This is a genomic window from Burkholderia sp. AU16741 (genome assembly GCF_002223345.1).
GTDB lineage: Bacteria > Pseudomonadota > Gammaproteobacteria > Burkholderiales > Burkholderiaceae > Burkholderia > Burkholderia sola.
In genome coordinates this window covers 449,457-469,165 of sequence record NZ_NKEZ01000007.1, presented here as the reverse complement: position 1 = coordinate 469,165, position 19,709 = coordinate 449,457, and the positions used below count along the sequence as shown (strand labels likewise).

The window sequence follows — 19,709 nt, the reverse complement described above, 5'->3', positions numbered from 1 at the left end:
GCTTTCGCGAGCAGCCGGGCGGCGTGACGACCGCCCGGCTGCATGCAGTCCTTCCCTTCCCGCTTTTTCTTCAAGCACTGCCGGATTCGCCACGCGTATCGCGACGATCCTGCAGGCGCGTCAAAGTTATTTCGATGCCGCGGCGGTCGCGGTGGCCGCAGTCGTCGTCAATACCGTCGAAGCAGTGGAAGCAGCGGCAGCGGCCGGCGCCGGCGTACGCGCCAGATCCTGGCCGATCATGTCCGCGACCGACTTCTCGCACGACTTGATGCCTTCCACCGACTTGTCGAAATTCTTCTCGAGATCGCTGAAGCTGCCGTACGTGTAAGCGAAATCGCTGTCGATGTGGACGCTGTTCGCCTTGACGTCGTAGCCGCACGCGAACGTCTTGTAATAGAGGTCCTGCTTCGTCTTCGCGTCGAGAATGCGCGCGCGGATGACCACCCACGGGATGTAGTCGGGCTGGCTTGGCGGTGAGATATAGCCGAACGACGTGAACCACACGTTCATGATCGCGTCCGCGTCGGTCTGGATCGCGGAGTAGTCGTCCGACTTGCCGTCATCGGCGAGCTTCACCTTCTGGCCGTCCAGCTTCACGACCTGATAGCCGTTGCCGGTGAGGCGGCCCGCCACGCCTTCCGCGATGTCCGGGGCGAACACGATCTTGCTGGCCGCCACGTGATCCGTGTACGTGCTCGTATGGCTCGCGTTGACGGCCACTTGCGCGAGCGCGCCGATCAGGCCGAACCCGCCCGCCGCGCCGCCGAGATTGAGGACCGAGACACGCTTCGGCTCGGTGACGTCGAGCATCGCGATCGAATGCAGCTTCTGACGCGCCTCGGGTTTCATGTCGGTATTCGGCAACGTGGCGCAGCCGGACAGCAGCGTCACGAGCAGGCCGCAACCGACCAGGGTGGCTTTGGAGGAGTTCTTCATTGGATCAGTGGCTTTCGTTGTTGACGGAACGTGTTCATCGGGCCGCCGCACGCGGCGCGTCGACGCGCCGTGGGCGGTGCGACCGTGCGTTTATTGTTTGATCACCTGACCGTACGCGATGAAGCTGTAATCAGCCGCGCGCAGCACGTAGAGGATCGAGCGCTTGAAGCCGTTGGTTCCCGTGATCGGCACGAACATGATCGCGGCGCTGCCCGCCAGCGGAACGCCGGCCGGCAGCTTGCAGCCCGTCGACGCGGAGGCCGTCACCGTCATGTCGTACATGTTCTGGTTCGAGCCGGGCGTGGAAAGCTGCAGCGTGCCGCTCAAATTGCAACCGCTCAGCGTGCCGGTCAGCGTACCGCCCGATGCGATCGCGAACGATGCGTTGATCGTCGCCCACGTGCCCACCACGCTGTCCTGCGTGACGGCAAGCGCGTTCGCGGCGTTGTAGGTCCACGTGAAATTCGACGCCGTACCGTTGCGGCTGATCGTGCCGGACAACGTCTGCTGCGGGCTGTATGCGCCGGAGCCCGAATCGATCTTCGTGACGGTGCCGCTCGTTCCTGCAAAGTTGATACCCGGCGCGATCGACCACGTCGAACCGTTGACGGTCAGGGTCGAGAAATCGTCGGACATCACGAACGATCCGAGCAGATTGAGCGTGCTCAGGTTGTTGTGCGGGTCGATCAACGCGATCGTCGAATAGCCGAGGTTGCCGGATGCCGACCAGATCCCGATCGGGCCGGTCGCCGTTGCGGCCGTCGAACCGGGTTGCGGGTTCGTCAGGCTGGGCAGTGCCTCGCCGACCGTCACCGGCTGCGACGATGCGACGGGGGCGCTTGCGGGGGCTGCTGCGAGCGGTGTGGACGCGACGGCCGGTGCGCTGGCTGCGTTATTGGCGCCGCCGGTATTGGAAGGCGTGCCGCTGCTTGCGTTCGACGAGCCGTCGCCGCCGCCGCAACCGGCGACGACGAATACCGAAATTGCAGCTGCGGTCAGCAGACAAAGGGAATGCTTGTTCAATTCAATCCTCGATTTTTTTGATGCTTTTTTAGTGGTCTAGATTCGAATCGCGTTACTTTTCAGGTGGGTTGTGTGGGCCTCCTCGAGCGACGGTGAATGCTTGGGTGATGTGTTGGGGAAGCGCGATGAGAGACGCGTCGGTTGCCGGATATTCGGCGCGACGGGTACGAGCGTGGAGATGTGGTCGTGCGGGAACGCGCACGCAGCGGTGAGAACCGCGTGCAGCAGCAGGCATGCCGCGGCAAGGCAAAGACACAGCGCGCGCCAGCCCCGGTGCCTGCGCGCACCAATCGAATCGGTGCATCCCATCTTCTGATACTGCGCACGGCTTCGCCGGCCGGCGCCCCCTCGGTTATCTGGTCGTGTGGTTGGGTTGTATGGCTTTGGTAATACTTTTTTTGAGCTACCGAGGAAGGTAACGGCAGTGGGGGGGATTTCTTTAGGGTGGTTTATCGAGGGAGTTTTCTAGGGGCTTTGTCGCTCGAAGCATTCCCGTTCTCGCCCGGACGCGGGGTCAGGCGATGTGGTTAATCCGCGTGATCCCGGACGAGCCGAGCATCCTCACGGATGCGTCGTGAAGGTGGTCGCTCACAGCGGTCGGTGCTTGGCACCGCGGGCCAACGCCGTCGAACCTCGCTATCACGAGTTCACTGAATCTCGGGAGAGTCTATCAGTGGCTTTGATCAGATCCGGGATTCTAAATTTCCCGACCATTTTCATAATATTGCTCTTCGCCGACTCCAAATCGATTCCGACAGCAGTAACAAACAGTGGCTTCGAACTTCCACCACGCAAAATTTCTGCGTTTTTGGGGTTCCCACGAATTTCGTCTTTGCAACGCCAATCACCGGAACCTTGCCACGAAGGTGTTGCCACAACCGCATACCGACGCCTGGATACTCGTCGGCGCCAAGCGTCACATAGCCATCGACGACGATACATTCGAGCGGATGCTCAATATACCTCAGCAACTCGATGATAAACGGCAATTCACGCAAATAGAATTTTCCGGGGATGTAGCTCGAGAGTCCGTCAACTGCAGCCGTCAGCCTTTCTGCCACCACGCTACTTTCCCATGATTTAATCATTATTCCTGCGGCATGCGCACTGCCCCCTGTAGGAAACGTCGATAATTAAAATCACATTACCTCGCGCCCATCCACAAAAACCTTAATGGATAACCCGTGCTGTTTCACAAATGACCCAACATCAAGGCACTCGCCATTTCCGTGCTTGATTCCTCTTAACTCAACCCCATCCACATGCAACTCCTGCAAATGCAGAAGATCAATCAAACTCAAAAAATTCACTCCTACATTTATCAACCTCAGCACAGAAACTTTTTTCAAAACACCACCATCCATCAAATAGCAAAAGAATTCACCTTCAATATCCCCTCCGAATAAAGTTAGATCACTCGAGATCTTCAGTCTCTCGATATCATGAATATTAGAAATAGGAAAAAATCGAGCCTTTCCTGCTATCCGCGGAACGGCTTCCAGAAAGCCATTACAAGCACTCAAAATTACGAGCTCCCCATCCTCGGAAAAGCGCATCCCGCCATAAAACTCGGAATTGGTCGTTACATCTACACTCTTCAATTCACCGGACGAGTACCACTCATAAACCTCGCCAAACTCCTCATTAGGAATATCAAAATAAACCATCTGACCGGCCTCGGTCCACCTGGCCTCTGAATACACGATGCCATTCCGCAGAAAGACTTCCCGCGTACACGCCCCATCATCAAATTCGTATCCGATTCCACTGAATGGATGCCCCTGATACAACGGCACCTCGTAATCAGACAGCATTCCGGTGAGATCAACCTGGTCAAGTTGATCACCAGGGCTAGCGCAAAGTGGATGATACCCCCCCGCCTCGATACCATTCGCCAACTCTATCGCACGCACCTTCTTATCCTGCGCAATTTCGAAGCCAACTCCGGAAAATTCCCTTCCCAGGAGGAAATACCGTCCACCCTTCAGTTCCATCAACTCAATCTTTACCCGATTCAATTTTATTTCCTCCCGGTGATGACATTAACCTGAGGCGGAATGATCCCACTGCAATTCTTACATGCCATGAATGCGCCCCCTTGGTTTCCGGCCGCACTGCTCGGTCCCAGCTTAATGGTTGCAATACTGACATCGGCTAGGTTCAGCGTGGCCGGATTCGGCGAGTTCAAGCAGCGGCATTGTTCAACTAAAGCAACCGGGGCCGTTCTCCGAGATTGCAATAGCACGAAGAAATCAGGCAGGTCACTTCGACCAATTGAAGAAGGTCTATTCGGACGGCAGGCGGGAATTCACCCTCTGTCGTCATCAATGTCGCAGCTGTCGATAATGCGTTGGACAAATGTTGTGGAATGCGCATCGCTTGCTTTGACTCTCCGCGGCCAACGGCATCAACAATACTGAAAGACCAACTGGGTTTCAAATTCATCTTGAAAATCAGACGATCCATCAACGAAAACAAAACCCGCTCAAATCATATATTTCGACATAAACTCGAATTCATCGACATATGCCTTCGGCCCAATTTCCGACATCCACTCCTTTGGTACGTATGCACTATCAACATCCACCTTATAACCATTCCGCCAAGCAAGCTTGCTATAAATAACCGCTGAAGCACAAATTAAGTCGGCAAAAAATCCTCCATCCAGAGATGCACGCTTGCAAATTGATTTCGGCGAAACCAATTCACCAAGCGCGACCTCCATCCCATTAACGTCCCCCTCCGCAAGTGCCAAATAAAATCTATGATCGACCAGAAATTTTCTCCCCCTACCACCCCTTGGAGGATTTGAAATCGCTCTCTCGCAGCGCTCCCTCAATACGTCCCAATCCCCACGCAGCGCAACAAAAAACTGCTCCGCCCAAAAATCAAATACATTATGGTTATTTATTCTCTTTACGTCAAATTCAGAATCAATTCCACCATACCAATTAAGCAACCCCTCGTGATCCGAAATCAAATAATAAATACCATTAATCGCCCTGCGTTCGTATGCCAACGCACCAATAGGCTCATTATATTTCGACTTCGAGAGAATATACTCCAGCTTTGCACGGACATAGAACCATTGCTTGAAGGCCGCAATATCGCCGGTCTCGAACCATACCGAAATTGCCGATGCCTCCGCATAACTCATTAACGTGCGCAGACATCCGGATGGATCACCCAAATCACCTTCTATATTGGCAATACAATTATCCACCACACCACTCGAAATATCGAACGCACGCCTCTCCAAGACATGATTCAACCGATTAGCCGCTTCCTCGGTAGTTGGAATTTTTTTCACAAATCTGTCCTTCAGTCTTCTTTCAATAGCACAATCACCAATTTTCCAGTCACCTCATTTACACCAGCAACTGCCATGAAAATTTGCTCATTGCTTCAGGCAACTCTACAGCTCGTTCATTACCGTTCTCCTCAGCAACTGGAGAAGTTACTCCTTCGCCGACTCGCAGACCGAACCAAATGGTGCGACTCGCATCCAAGAAGGATGCTTCATCAATGTAATCGGTTCGCCCAAAGGGCCGTATCCACAGTATCCACACATTGCTTCTTTCAGATAAAGAAAAGCCGAAGTACTCGCGGAGTAGTGAGCCAAACTGAATTTTTTAAAAACCGGTTTTCCAGACAGTCAGATAGAGATCTGCAAAGTCAATTTCCCGCTTGAAATTGCGACCCAACCACTCCTCAGAAAATCACCACTTTCCTGCCGTCTATTTTTGATATCCGAACGTCACAAAAACCTCCCGAATTTCATCATCACACATCACCCGTGCCGGCACCGACACATCACCAAACTCCCTCTGCAATTTCATATTCCAGCCATCGACGATCAATTTTGCGAGCTCGGCAGCCTGGCCGGTATCAAGGTCATCAAACGTCCCGGTTATTTCAAGCAGATTTATTCAGAACTGAATCTCATGAATGGCCCTCCCTTTGCTCAACAAACCCTCGCACTCCTCATCGCTTAACAATTCAGAAACAAATACCCCACCGCCAACAATCCTAAAATTCGGGAGGATTAATTTTTCACAATGAAAGGCGAAGTCGTACACCAGCCCATGAGCCTTATAGACGGCATTCACGTAGTCAAGTCCAGAAACACGACCTGACGGATTGGCAGCAACAAATGAGGCAAAGTCGAATGACTTGTCGTTATGGACGAGCTATTCGTCGCTATCACCTCGTTCCGAGTTCTTCACTAGCCCGAGACAAAATGCGGTCGTTTTACGTTCGGCATGTCATCGTATGCTTTCAGGACGGTTTGCAACGGTGTCAGCGATGGGTCGCGATTCCCGTAGACGATCTTGAGCCACGTCGCACCGCGTATGAACTGCCCCGCACCGAACCATTTCGATTCGAGGTTCGCCTTCAACATACGTCGGCCCGCTTCGAACAAAGCATCGGGCGTGTAAGCGTTGGCGTGAGCGACCTCGGGACGGCAGCCATATAGACACAGGGCATAGGCATACTCGCGTGGCTTGAGCGTCTTCGCAAGACTGGGAGGCTTGTCGTTGACCCAATGTTCGTACATCTAGATACCGTTTTCGAAGCCCTCCATACCGTCCGGCATAGCATCGTCGCCCGTTTGATAGGCGAACGCCATATAGTCATCAAGGCCATCTCGAACGATCTCGTTCATTGGCCACGGGCGGGCTTCATTGCGCCAGGCGGCCTCTTCGAAGATTCTCGCGCTCTCCCACTCGGCACTGTTCCAGCCGGTATCCATCCACTCGGCGATCGCTTTCGCCCAATGCAACGTAACTCGATGAAGATCTCTGTTCACCCCGAAATCCTCATCCAATGCAATTGCCTTTTCAATCCAACTAAGCGAACGAGAGATTACTGGGGTAGCCTCCTCAGCCAAGCCCACCAGCCATGCCCGAACCACATCGGACATGTTGTGCGCAGCAATGTTTCCGATCGGTTGTCCGTCCAGGAAAACGGTGCGCATAACTCGGGGAAGAGTTCCCTCAATCATCACCTCTCTTGTACGAACTGGATCAAAGAACACACGTGCCTCAACAAGGTTTTCCATTTCAGAACCAAGTATGAACGGGAGGTCTTCCGCCCGACCGGCTTCAGCTACATGCCGGAAATCGTGCCGGATCGGTCCGCTGATTCCGTGTGTGCTGCCCGCCTTAGAACGGTACGTTGATCGGTGGCTGATCCGCCAACAGATCAGGTGCACCACACGTCGGCCGGCAACGCTTCGCCTAACTCCTCTCTTTTAATTCCCGTACAATTCTATTCCAATATCGAACCGCCTCGATATGCTGCCGCCTCGTGAGCCACACTTTATTGGAAATATCATTCGGATTTCCACCAACGATAACGGGCTTCACATCGAATAATTCCATTCCCAATGGACGCTCCTCGTATCTTCGCGATTTCATTGTGGCGCCCCCGACAGTAGGGTGGTAAAGCTGTCCGCTATCGGTATAGCATCAGCGAGATCCATGCCGATGAATGGAACCTGGACAATCCGCATCGAACTGTCCCGAGTATCAAACGCATACGCCTCACCACCACCATTGGAACCGAAGAGAAGCAAGCCTGGCGCATAGTCAGCAACCTCATATTCCATATTGAAGGTAGCGATATCTTCCGCTTTCCACAGCATAAGATATTCGCTCTCAATGAATCCCTCTCCTCCGTTGTGACTTCTCAGGAACGCCAAGTAGTCATCGGGAAGAGAAATCGCGACCATAGCCATCAATTCTGAAATAGCTTGATCCGACGCCCCTTCGTTCCAGCTCCAATTTACCATTCGCTTACTATCCATGATCTCTAGGCTATCGTAGCAGCCCCTCAGTTCTTAATATCCTTCATCAGCCGATTCCACCATGGCGTAACCTGTTGACGGTGCAGATCTCGAGGAATTACAACTTTGTTTTCCGGATCAGTGGGGCTGCCGCCAAACTTAACAGGCTGCACCTCATGCACATCGACCGGCTGTCCAACAAGTCCCTGATCTTGACGAATGGAACTGTTCGCAGCGTTCGCTGCCTTGCGTGCAGCCGCATACTCTGCCCCTTCTAGCAACTGAAACGGCCCATCTGGCATTGGAACACCATTGGGATAGCCTTGCCAGTCAATAATCGAGAAGCTGCCAGACGCATTCTTTTTACCCAATGTCCCTGCCAGCCCCAAGCCGGCAGCACCTTCACCCAATCCCTGGAAATTTGACGTGTCAGCGCCGAACTTGGCGATGTACGTCGACATCAACTGGCCAAGGTTGTCCTTCGTGACATCCGCGTAGCCGGGACCATACGAATATGCCGCGTTGTCCACCACGCTTCGCGCAACATCTTCAGCCCCGACAGGAACCTTCCACTGCTCGACGTATTGTCCCTGCGCGTCCTTGTAGAAGGTCGTGCCGCGCGCGGCAGTGTTGGCTTGGGCATCGGCGAGGCTGCCCCATACGCGCATCCCATTCGGCCCACCGTTCGCGCCATAAACGTTCTCAGCGGCTTTCAGCAAATCGTCCGCACTGTACGCGGACGCAAGTGTTTGGTTTTTCGACCTCAGCTTGTCGATAAGCTCGACGACTTTGTCGACGTGCTGCAAATCGTTGTTCAAGGCATTGTTTTGCGCCGCAGCCATGCCCGCCTCGGCATTCTGATCGGCCACACCTGCCGCCAGTCCGCCGATTGCGGTCGCGAACGCGCTTACAAACGCCTGCTGTACCGATCCGTCAACCCCATTCTTCGCCGTCCCATAAACGAGCAGCGGCGAAATTACCGCACTCGCCGCAGCACCTACAGCACCGCCGCCGCATCCTTGCCCCGTCGCCGCACCTGATGCGCATCCGAGCACGGCATGTTCGAGGACGTTCTGAATGGAATAAGGACTGGTGGTGTCACCAATGCCGTACGCGACTGCTGCTGCAGCATCCCGGACGAAGCCATCTCGCAAACTGTCGAGGAAACGTCCCCCGCCAATCAGAGTCTGCACCCCCGCCTGAATCGTCGCATCCGCCGTCATTGCCAACGCGGCGGCAGGCAGGGACACAGATGCGGCGCCCGCTTGCGGCACCAGCGCATTGCCCGTGTTCTGCACACCGGCCAGTGCCGAAAGAGACGGCGCACTTCCCTCGAATGCAGCATTCGCGCTGAACCCGAACGAGCCCGAACCGCTGTCAAACGTGATGCCGTTCGTCAGCCCGGCAGTCACGGCTCCGATCAGGCCATTCTTCAGGCTCGCGCCAAAATCAATCTTGCCGCTAGCGACCACCTGGCCGAGCGCGCTCGATGCAAACGAACTCAACCCGACTGCAATCATGGTGTTGGCCAATCCACCAACGGCCAGAGAACCGCCTGCCGCACTTGCGGCCGCGGTAATGGCAGCACCTGTCAGTCCCTGCTGTGCCGCCATGAATGCCGCGGTGGTTGCCGCTTCGGCAGCGCCCGACATCGACGCGATCGCAGCGGATATTTCCGGCTGCATCATGATTGCCGCGGCAACAGCGACGACCATCGAGAAGATCTGCGTCATCCCGAACGAGCCGCCCTCCTTCACGAAATCCTGATGAAGGTTGTCGCTCAGTGCCGTTTGCGTGAAATTGCCGCCGAGCTGCTGTTGAAGCGCCGCAAGCGCCTGCTGGGTCCCACTCTGATCGATCGTCCCGTCGGCCGCCAGCTTCTGCAGTGCCCCACCGATCTGGTTCAGCACCTGCACGTTCAGGTCCATGTTCGCCGCGCTCATGAACCCGCCGGGCTGCACCACCGTCCCGGTCGTCTTCAGATACCCGCCATCGACCTTCTGCCAGATCTCACCGACGTTGACCTGGTTCGCCTGGTTCGTCAGCGTGTGCGTGTCGACGCTCAGCGTCCCCGACGCGGTGATGCTCCCCGTATTGAGAATGCTGCCGTTACCGTCCTGATTGAACTTGAGCGTGACGTCATGACCGGAAATGTTGCCACCCGCCGACATCGCCTGCGTGTCCTGCGGCAGATACACCTGCGGCATCAGTGCGGTAATCGTCGGGCACGTCGCCGCTCCCGTCGCGTGACACGACGGGTCCGGCACCGTCTGCTCGACGTACCACAGCATCGGCTTGTCGAGCGTGTTGATCTGCTCCTGCGTCAGCGCGGCGCCCAGTTGCAGGTCGTTCGCCTTCGAGTAGTCGACCGCGTTCTGGTACAGGTACATCTTTTCCTGCGCCGTCACGGACAGGTTTTTCTCGTTGTCGTACGTCAGCCCGTCAACGAAGCTCGACTTGCCGGTCTGCTTCAGCGCCGCCTGCTGCAACAGCAGGTCCTCTTCCTGCGGGTTGTAATAGAACAGCGTCGACGAAGGCTGCAGCGCCGACGGCAGATTGTTCAGCAAGTCCTGCGGACCGAGCGAGCCGAGCACGGACCCGCCGAGCGACGCGTCGACGTACGACGCAGCGCCCGCGACAGGTGTCGGCAGCTTGCCGGTACCGACTGCACGAGGCACCGACAGGTTCAGCCCCGGCAAGTCCACCGGGCTCAGCGAAATGACCTGCGACGGCGCATTGACACGCGGCGTGTAGGTATTCGCTGTCGTGATCCCGTTGATAAGCTTCTGGCCCGTCAACGACACATACGTGCCGATCACGTTGCCCACGTTCTGGATCTGCCCGCCCGACGAGATCGACAGGTTCGGCGCCTGGATCGTCGCCGCGATGTTGCCGACCGGCGTCGGCGGATCGATGGTGCCGCCCGTGCTCGTGTATGCGCTCCCGTACAGCGCCTTGCACTGCTCCGGCGCGCCGCACGCCCAGATGTCGTGACGCTTGTCGCTGCTGAACATGCCGGTTTCCTGCACCCAATGCGAGTGCCAGTAGGCGTTCAGCACCTGCGCCTCGTTCACGACGGGGCCTGCGACGGCGATCGTCGCGTTGTTGCCGGCCGCGATCAGGCTGCCGATGTTCGTCAGGCTGCCCGCGTTGATCTGCAGGTTGTTGCCCGCGCTGATCACCGACGAGCTGCCCGACTGCTGGTCGACATAGCCCTCGCAGTAGCTTTCCTTGTAGCCGCCGGCCGTCATGCAGCCCGAATATTGCTCGTGCTTGCCGTAGTTCTCGTGTACCGGCACGGGCGGCGGCAGATTGTTGGTGATCGCGCCCGATACGTTGAGCTTGATGTCGTTGCCGGCGACGATGTTGCCGGACGTGTTGTTCAGGCTCTGTGCGGGCGTGGTCGAGCTTGCGGTCGTGCCGACACCGCCGATGACGATGTCGTGGCCCGCGAGCAGGTTGCCGTACGTATTGTTGATCTGGCCGGCTGCGATCACGAGATCGTGGCCCGCATAGATCGTCGCGTCGTTCTGGCTGTAGCCGAACGTCGTCGTGGTCGGGTTGTTGCCGCGCGGTTGGCCTGCGTTGCCGCAGGCGGAGTTCGGCACGCCGGATGCGCAGCCGACCTGGCTCGAATAGTTTTGCTGATTGCCGCCCTGGTTGGTGAGCGTACCCGACGCGATGGCGACGTCGTTGCCCGCGTACATCAGGCCTTCGTTGACGAGATTTCCGCCGCCTACCGTCAGGTTGTGACCGGCGGCGATCATGCCGGTCGGCGTGGACGAATTGACCGTTCCGACGGAAGTCGGCGCCGCTGAATTCGGCAAGATGCTGAACACGGTCGGCTTAATGCCGTCAGCCTCACGCTGCGCGTCCTTGACGGCAATCGTGCCGATCGATTTCAACTGATTCAGGAACGCCGTGTATTCGCCCTGATCGACGGTGCGCACCGATTGATTGATCATCGTCGGCGCGACCGCGCCATTACCGAGCGACCCGATGTTCAGCCCGACATCCCCCTGCGCGGCAATTTGGCCACCGCGATTGGATAATGAGCCGGCCGACAGCGAAATCGACCCGCCGGCCGAAATGACGCCCGACGTCCCGGGCGTCTGGGTCGTCGTGGTTTCGTGGACGGTCGGCAGTGTAAACGTGCGCGTGCCTAATGCGCCCGGTTGCGGCCCGTTGCCGACGTACCATACGGTCTGATACTGAGGATTGCCGCGAGAATTGTCGCCAACGTACACCTGGAATTTGTTAAACGTGACCGTTCCGGATCCCGCGACGGGCGACGAAACGCTCAGGTCGCAATACTCCCGACACGGATTCGTCGATGACCTCGACGTAATGGCAGCTTGCGCCCCCGTCGGCGACAGCAGATTGCCGAGTGTCGTATTGAAGCTGAACGTCGTATCGCCGAGAGTCAGACCGGAATCCCCCGGCCCTGGAATCCGGTACTGATACCAGTATGTCTCGGCGCCAACCGCCCCCGACCACAGCAATCCCGGATCGACGACGTCCTGCGTCGTCGTCACCGCCGCGCCCGGCGCCGTCTGGTCGTTCACCACCGCACCTGCGGAAATACTGACATTCCGCCCGGCAACAATCGACCCACCCGTGTTCTGCAACGTCCCACTCAAGCGAAATACCGCATCCCCCTTCGACTGCGTCGTCGCACCCTGGTTATCGTAATTCCCCCCATTCACGGTCAGCACACTACCCGCCTCGACCGTCCCGCGATTCGTCGTATCGCCGTTCAGCGTCAACGCGTTATCCGCATGCACCACCGCCCCGGCCGCGTTATTCAGCGTGCCGTTGAACGTCACATCCGCCCCGGTGACCTGCCCGTGATTCTCGAAACTGCCGCCTGCCGTCAGCGTCAACGGCGACGTCCCGGTGATCGTGCCGTTGTTCGTGATCCCGTTCAGCCCCGTCAACGCAACGCTCTGCCCGCCGTAATTCCACGTGCCGCCGACGTTCACGTACCCGGCCGTGATCGACAGGTTGCCGCCCTGGCTGATCGTCCCCTGCGACGGATCGAACGCCATGTTGACGGCGCTGATCCCCATGTTCCGTTGCGCGAGCAACTGTCCGCCCGCGTTGTAGAACGCGCCGTTGCCGCCATTGATCGTCAACGACACGTCGCCGGTCGCACCGGTCGCGGCCTGCGGATTGCCGGCAAAGACGATCCCGTTCTGGTTATTAAGCGTCCCGGTATTGACGTTGAGCGCGTTCACCGCCATCAGCGAGCCGCCCACGTTCGTCAGCGCGCCCCCGACGGTGACGTTGGTCGTCGTGCCGTTCACCAGCCCGGCGTTCGCGAAGCTCGACGCGTTGATCGTCGTCGTGCCGATCGACGCGAGCGACGCACCCGCCGCATTCGTCAGGTTCGTCGCCGATACGTTGAGCGATCCGGCCAGCACGTTCGCGGCGTTATACAGCCCGTTCTGTGAAGCCAGCGTCGCGTTGCCGACGACGTTCACTGCCTTGCCGCCCGCCAGCGTGAGCTGGTTCGATGCCTGCGCGGTGAGCGCGCCGCCGACCGTCGCATTGCCGAGCGTCACGTTCGAGCCGTTCACCTGCAGGTTCTGCGATGCGACGAGCGATGCATTACCGGCATCGACCGTTCCCAGCGCGGAAACGGTCACGTTCTTCGATCCGACGGCCGAACCGCTCAGCGTGACGTTGCCGCCCGACACGCCCAGTTGGCCCGCAACGATGCTGTTGCCGCTCAATGCGACGGTTTGTCCGGCATGCAGCGTCGCGTCGCCGTTCGCCGACACGCCCGCGACCGACACGTTGCCGCCGATGCCGTTGACGTCGACCGTCCCCATCGACCCCACGCCACCCGCGAGCGACACGTTGTTCGCGGCCTGAACCGCGACATTGCCGCCCGACTGCAACAGGCCGCCGAACGACACGCTGCCGCCCGTCGACTTTGCCGATACGTCGCCAACCGCGGTGGTCGCACCGAGCGACATGTCGCCGCCGGACACCGCCGTCAACTTGCCGGCGCCCTGAATCGCGCCGAGCGTGATGCCGTTTCCGGCATTGACGGCGATGTCCTTGCCGTACGTCAGTGCCGCGCCGCCGCCCAGCGTACCGCCCGCGTTGATACTCGCGGCTCCGAGACCGAACAGCGCGCCGCCGAGCGTCATCGCGCCGCCCGACGTCAACGCCGTATCGCCGTTCACGAGCCCGCCGGAAAGCAGCGCGAGTCCGCCGCCCGCATTGGCCCGCACATTCCCCGTCGACACGACCGCGCCGCCGACGCCGAGATTGCCCGCCGTCGCGGTCAGCGTCGCGTCGCCGGTTGAATTGATCGCGCCCGCGACACCGAGGCTGCGTCCGGCCGTCACGTTCAGCGCACCGCCGCTGGACGCGGCGCCGAGCCCCACATCGCGCGCGGCCGCGATCGTCGTCGCGTTACCCGACGTCACCGCGCCGTTCACCATCACGTCGCCGGCGCCGTTGCGGCCCTGCGCCCGCAATCCGATCGCGCCGCCCGCTTGCACCGAGCCGGCCGACAAATCGTTGCCGGCGGTCATCGCGAGATCGCCGTTGGTCGCGACGTTGCCCGTCACCGCGATATTGCCGCCCGCGGTGACGCTCGCCTGGTGCGCGAACGCGATCGCGTCGGCCGTCACCGAGCCACCCGCCGTCAACGTTCCGTCTTGCTGCGCGCCGACGCCGGCGAGCATCATGTCGCGGCCCGCGTTCAGCGAAGCATTGCCGCCCGCGACACTCTGCCCCGTCACCGCGATGTCCTGTGCAGCGCCGACGTTCAGGTTGCCCTGCGTCGTCAGGCTCGTCGCACGCGCGTTGCCGCCCGAAGCGGTTACGGCGAGATCGCCCGCCGAATTGACCGCCGACAGCGCGACACCGCGCGCCGCATTGATCGTCGTCGTGCCGCCGGTGTTGATTGCGCCCGCAACGGAAACGTCCCGTGCGGCTTGCAGTTGCATCGCGCCGAACGCGGTGGCCGCTCCGCCGAGCGTCACATCGCCGCCGCCGGCACCGCCGTTCGCCGTGACGTCGAGATTGCCGTTGACGGCCTGGACCGTGCCGAGCCCGGCATTGTTGCCGCCCGTCACGTTGACGGCCGCGGCTTGCAGCGCGCCCGTCAGCGCGACGTCGTGCGCGGCATCGAGCGTCGCCGCCTGGGCGAATGCCGCGGCGCCCGCACCGATGATGTCGCGGCCCGCGCTCAGCGTGCCGTCGCGTTGACCCGCGAGTGTCCCCGTCAACGCGATATCGCGGCCGGCCTGCACGTTCGTCGACTTCCCCACCGCGATCTGGCCGCCGAGCTGCGTATCGAGCCCGGACAGGCTGTTGAACGCGCCCGCCGTCGTGGTCGACCCCGTAAGCATGACGCTACCGTTCGCCGCGGTTGCCTTCAGATCGCCGTTCGACTCCACACCGCCGCTGACCGCCACGTTGCGTTGCGCGGTCAATGCGAGCGCATCGCCGCTGCCGAGTATGCCGCCGATCGACACATCCCGCGCGCCCGTCACGTTCGCCGCCTCCTGCGCGGACGCGGCACCCGTGATGCCGGCATCGCCTTCGCCGGCGTTGCCGTTCGCGGTCAGCGTCAACGTGGTCGACGACGACGCATCGTGCAACGTCGCGTTGTTCCCGCCCGTCACCGTGATCGCCGCCGCCTGCGTGCCGCCGGTCAGCGCGACGTCATGCTGCGCCGCATAGGTCGCCGTCGCGGCAAACGCCTGCTTGCCGCCGCCGTTGATGTCGTGCGCGGCCGTCACCGTGCCGTTCGCCTGTCCGACCATCGTGCCGTTCAGCGTGGCATCGCGGCCGGCCGTCAGCGTCGCGTCGCCGATCGCGCTGGTGCTCGCGCCGAGCGACAGGTCGAGGCCCGTCGCGATAGCGAGCTTGCCGCCGCTGTTGATGCCGCCGGTCGCGTTGAGGCTGCCTTGCCGCGCAGCCAGCGCCGTATCGCCGACCGACTCGATCGCGCCGCTCACCGCGATGTCCCGCTGCGCGGTCACGCCGATCGTCGAACCGCTCGCGGCCTTGCCGCCGATTGCAACGTCGTTCTGCGCGAACGCCGTGATCGCGCCCGCGGCGGCGACCGAACCGTCGATGCGCAGATCGCCCGCGCCCGTCGCGGTGTTCGTCCCGTTCGCGCGCAGCGCGATCATGCCGGTCGACTCGACGTTGTTCACGGCCGCATTGCCGGCCGCCGTCACGCTGACCGACTGCCCCTGGATCAGTCCTCGCTGCGCGACGTCGCGCCCGGCTTCGAGCGTCGCCTGCTGACCGAACGTCAACGTGCCTGCGCCGACGATGTCGCGCGCCGCATTGACGACGCCTTGTCCCTGCCCGGCCAGCGATCCGCTTACGTTGACGTCGCGTCCGGCCGCAAGCGTCGTGTCGCGCGACACGGTCGTGTTGCCGCCGAGGTTGATGTCATTGCCTGCCTGCGCGTCGAATGCGCCGTTGCTCGCGATCGCACCGGTCGACCCGATCGTGCCGCCGGTCGCCAGCAGCGACGTGTTGCCGGCGGACTGCAACGAACCGCCGATGTCGATATTGCGCGCGGCGGCCAGCACCACGTCCGCGCCGCCCGTCACCGCGCCGGTCACGCTCAGGTCGTTCGCCGCGCCGAGCGCGAGCGTCGTGGCAGCCTGCACGTCGTGCAGCGTGGCCGATCCGCCGGCCGTCGTCCGCACGTTGCCGCCGCGCAGCGAACCGGTGAGAGTCGTATCGCCGCCGGAACCGACGTTCGCCGCGAGCCCGAACGCAACGGCGGCCGCGCCGCCTATCGCGCCGCCGGCGTTCAGCGTGCCGTTGCCCTGCGCGACGACCGAGCCGTTCATCGTCAGGTCGCGTCCCGCGTCGACGGTCAGGTCGCCGAGCGACGACGTCGAGTGCGTGCCGAGATCCACGGACTGCGCGGCGTTCACCGACAGATTGCCGCCCGACTGGATATTGCCGGTGCTCGTCAGCGAGCCGGCCGCATTCGTCAGCGCGACGTCACCGTTCGACTGGACCGTCCCGCCGATCGACGTATCGCGGCCGCCGCCGATGGTCAGGCCGCTTGCCGTGCGCAACGTGCCATTGACGAACACGTCGCGCGCCGCGTCGATCGTTCCGTTCGTCAGCGAGTTCACGTTGCCGCCGATCGAAACGTCGCCCGTGCGCGTCGCGAGCCGCAGCCCCGCGTTGGCCTGCACGTCGTTCAGCGCGATCGAATCGGTTGCCGTCATCGAGACGGCGCGCCCCTGGAACGCGCCGGTCACGCCGATATCGCGCCCCGCGCTCAACGTCGTGTCCTGTGCGAAGCCGCTGTTGCCGCCGGCGACGACGTCACGCGCGGCCGTGAGCGTCGCGCCCCCCTGCCCGGCCAACGCACCGCCGATCACGAGATCCCGGCCCGCCGTGGCGGTCACGTCGCCCGTCACGGTCGTCGCGCCAGTCAGCGAGACATCCTGCGCAGCCTGCGCGCTTAGCGCGCCCGCGCCGTTCAACGTGCCGGCCGACGCGACGCTGCCGCTGGCCGCCATCAACGCCAGATCGCCGACGGCCTGCACGGTGCCGCTGCCGCCGACGATCACGTTGCGCTGCGCGGCAAGCGCGACCTGCGCGCCACCGGCGAGCGTGCCGTTCACGACGACGTCGCGCGACGCGCGCACGTCGGCGGCGCCGAGTGCCGCCGCGTTGCCGTTGAATACGACGTCGCCGCCGCCGGCGTTACCGTTTGCCGTCACACCGAATGCGCCGCCCGCCTGGACCGTCGCGAGATTCGCGCTGTTGCCCGCGTCGACCTGCAGGCCATTGGCGAGCAGCTTGCCGGTCAGCGCGACGTCATGCGCGGCACTCAACGCGCCGTTCTGGCCGAACGCGATCGAACCGCTTCCCGTGATGTCGTTGCGTGCGCTCAGTAACCCGTTGCGCTGGACGATCAAGACACCTGACGTATCGACGTTGCGCCCCGCGTCCACGCGTGCATCGGTCCCCACCATCAGCGAACCGCCGACCGACGCGTCGCGCGCGATATCGGCGGCGAACGTCGTTCCGCTCGCGAGCGAGCCGCTCACGCTCAGGTCGCGCCCCGTCTGCACGCTGACCGCGTTCTGCGCGGTCGCCTGCGACGCAACGACGGTGTCCTGTCCGGACGTCAGCGCAAGATCGCCACCGCTCTTCACCGTCGCATGCGTGACGACGCTGCCCTGCGTCGCCGTCAACGCCAGCGCGCCGGAGGTCTGCAGCGCCGCGTTGACCGTCGCATCGCGTTGCGCGGTGACGCGCAGCGTGTCGCTGTTGGTCTGGCCGTTCACGTTGACGTCGCGGGCCGCCTGCACGGTCGTTGCGCCGGTCACGACCGACGTGCCGTTCAGGTTCACGTCGCCCGTGCCGTCGGTACCGCGTGCGGTAACGGACAACGCACCGCCACCCTGTACGTCGCCGAGCGTGACGTTCGCGCCGCCCGCGACCGTCATGTCGCCGTGCGCCTGGGCATTCGCGACGTTCACGTTGCCGCCTGACGCCACCGTGAGCTTGCCGCCGGACTGGATCGATCCGGTCGACGTCACGTCGCCATTCGCGTCGATCGCGTAACCGCCGACCCCGATGTGCGTCCCGGTCATCGACACGTTGCCGGCACTATGGACCGTCGCCTGCTGCTGCGCGGCCGAGCCCGCGACCGAGACGTCGCCGTTCGCCGACAGCAGCAAGTCCCCTGCGTTCGCGGCAAGCTGCGCGTCGGATCGCACCCCCATCCCCGCCGCGGTGCTGACCACCTGGATCTGCCCGGCCGTCATCGCGCCGAACGCGGTCGCGTCGATCGCGAGCGAACGATTCGCGCCGCCGTTCGCGGCATTGATCGCCGCGGCGGAGTTGTCCGAGCCGTTCGACGCCGTGCCGTACGTGGTGCCGTATGTGTCGACGGCGGCCGGTGTCACGAACTGACGCCCGGCGATCACGTTGATGCGCGTGCCGGCATAGAGCGGCGCGTTGATACCGATCGTCTCGCCGATCAGGTCGATCGTGCCCACGGTCCCCTCGATCCCCGCGCCGGGCCCGTTGACGCCGGCATTGCCTTCGATCTGCAGGTGACCGCCGGTCACGTTGTAGCCGAGCGCCTTCGCGTTCGCGAAGTCGGTCGCGCTGCCGCCGACACCATTGAGGAACTGCGGCGCGCCGGTCGACAACGTCACGCCGATCGTGTTGGTGAAGCCGGCGCCGCGCGTCGTGATCCCGTTCGGATTCGCGATCACGACGGTCGCGGGTGCGCCGAACACTTCGAGCGGGCCATTCAGCAAGCTCGCGTATGCATTGCCGGTCGACGTGACCTGGTTGACGATCACGCTCGCCGTGCGGCCGTTCAGGTTCGGGTTGGCCTGCACGTTGCCGCCCGTCAGCGACGTGCCTGACATCAGACTGTTGTTCAGAATCAGCCCGACCGGATCGATGTTGAATTGCTGATACTGGTTCAGCGAAATGCCGGCCGCGTTCGGTGCGGTGATATTGACGACCGGCACGCCACCGCCTGCGCCGGTCGACTGCGTGATGGCAGGCTGAAACGAGATCGGCGCCGTGGGATCAACGATGGGCGCGGCGGCCGCGAGCTGCATCGAGAATCGGACGCGCAGCGACGCGAGATCGAGCAGCCGCTGCCATGCGTCGTCGTCGAGACGGCGATTGCCCGCGCCGAGCACGCCGGCTGCATCGCGGCCTTGCTCGACGGTGACCGCGATCGGTCCGATGAACATCGTCAGTGCGAGCAGCGCGCTCGTCGCACGCTGCCACCAGCGGTACGATCCCGCGACCGGCTCGACCGCGAGGAATCGCGGCGCACTTGCCGCCGACCGCGCACGTGCACCGATTCGCGCCGCACCGGCGGCGGCAAGCTGCTGCAAGGTCTTACGCTTGGACGTGTTCATCTTCTGTTGTTCGCTTCGTTTCGTGGCCCCGCGCCGTACGCCATCGGCCGGCCGACCGT

General features: G+C 61.6%; 9 protein-coding genes. All 9 read right to left on the bottom strand.

Going from position 1 to position 19,709, the window contains the following annotated elements; genetic code table 11:
- Nucleotides 1–126: 126 nt before the first annotated feature.
- Nucleotides 127–936, bottom strand: a complete 810-nt coding sequence (locus tag CFB89_RS18960) for a hypothetical protein (protein ID WP_089469185.1) — start codon at nucleotides 934–936, stop codon at nucleotides 127–129.
- Between the two features lie 90 nt (nucleotides 937–1,026).
- On the bottom strand, nucleotides 1,027–1,959 hold the full coding sequence (locus CFB89_RS18955; RefSeq protein ID WP_089469184.1) for a hypothetical protein: 933 nt from the start codon (nucleotides 1,957–1,959) through the stop codon (nucleotides 1,027–1,029).
- Nucleotides 1,960–2,675: 716 nt separating this feature from the next.
- On the bottom strand, nucleotides 2,676–3,050 hold the full coding sequence (locus tag CFB89_RS18950; RefSeq protein WP_256979722.1) for an endonuclease V: 375 nt from the start codon (nucleotides 3,048–3,050) through the stop codon (nucleotides 2,676–2,678).
- A gap of 48 nt (nucleotides 3,051–3,098) precedes the next feature.
- Entirely contained in the window at nucleotides 3,099–3,953 is an 855-nt protein-coding gene (locus CFB89_RS34375; RefSeq protein ID WP_144030133.1) for a hypothetical protein, read from the bottom strand.
- Between the two features lie 491 nt (nucleotides 3,954–4,444).
- A complete protein-coding gene (locus CFB89_RS18940; RefSeq protein ID WP_144030132.1) occupies nucleotides 4,445–5,269 on the bottom strand; it encodes an Imm49 family immunity protein in 825 nt (274 codons plus the stop codon).
- Nucleotides 5,270–6,184: 915 nt separating this feature from the next.
- Nucleotides 6,185–6,517, bottom strand: coding sequence for a hypothetical protein (locus tag CFB89_RS35405; protein ID WP_256979707.1), 333 nt, complete (start codon nucleotides 6,515–6,517; stop codon nucleotides 6,185–6,187).
- Nucleotides 6,518–7,021, bottom strand: coding sequence for a hypothetical protein (locus tag CFB89_RS35400; RefSeq protein WP_256979706.1), 504 nt, complete (start codon nucleotides 7,019–7,021; stop codon nucleotides 6,518–6,520).
- A gap of 354 nt (nucleotides 7,022–7,375) precedes the next feature.
- The gene (locus CFB89_RS18925) at nucleotides 7,376–7,768 is read right to left on the bottom strand and encodes an SMI1/KNR4 family protein (protein WP_089469180.1); all 393 of its coding nucleotides are present in this window, start codon (nucleotides 7,766–7,768) and stop codon (nucleotides 7,376–7,378) included.
- A 26-nt stretch (nucleotides 7,769–7,794) separates the two neighbouring features.
- The gene (locus CFB89_RS18920; RefSeq protein WP_256979705.1) at nucleotides 7,795–19,650 is read right to left on the bottom strand and encodes a filamentous hemagglutinin N-terminal domain-containing protein; all 11,856 of its coding nucleotides are present in this window, start codon (nucleotides 19,648–19,650) and stop codon (nucleotides 7,795–7,797) included.
- Between the last annotated feature and the right edge of the window lie 59 nt (nucleotides 19,651–19,709).

Excerpts from the sequence above, each read along its gene's own strand:
- CFB89_RS18960 (WP_089469185.1), bottom strand. The coding sequence starts at position 936 with ATGAAGAACTCCTCCAAAGCCACCCTGGTCGGTTGCGGCCTGCTCGTG.
- CFB89_RS34375 (WP_144030133.1), bottom strand. The coding sequence starts at position 3,953 with ATGGAACTGAAGGGTGGACGGTATTTCCTCCTGGGAAGGGAATTTTCC.
- CFB89_RS35405 (WP_256979707.1), bottom strand. The coding sequence starts at position 6,517 with ATGTACGAACATTGGGTCAACGACAAGCCTCCCAGTCTTGCGAAGACG.
- CFB89_RS35400 (WP_256979706.1), bottom strand. The coding sequence starts at position 7,021 with ATGGAAAACCTTGTTGAGGCACGTGTGTTCTTTGATCCAGTTCGTACA.
- CFB89_RS18925 (WP_089469180.1), bottom strand. The coding sequence starts at position 7,768 with ATGGATAGTAAGCGAATGGTAAATTGGAGCTGGAACGAAGGGGCGTCG.
- CFB89_RS18920 (WP_256979705.1), bottom strand. The coding sequence starts at position 19,650 with ATGAACACGTCCAAGCGTAAGACCTTGCAGCAGCTTGCCGCCGCCGGT.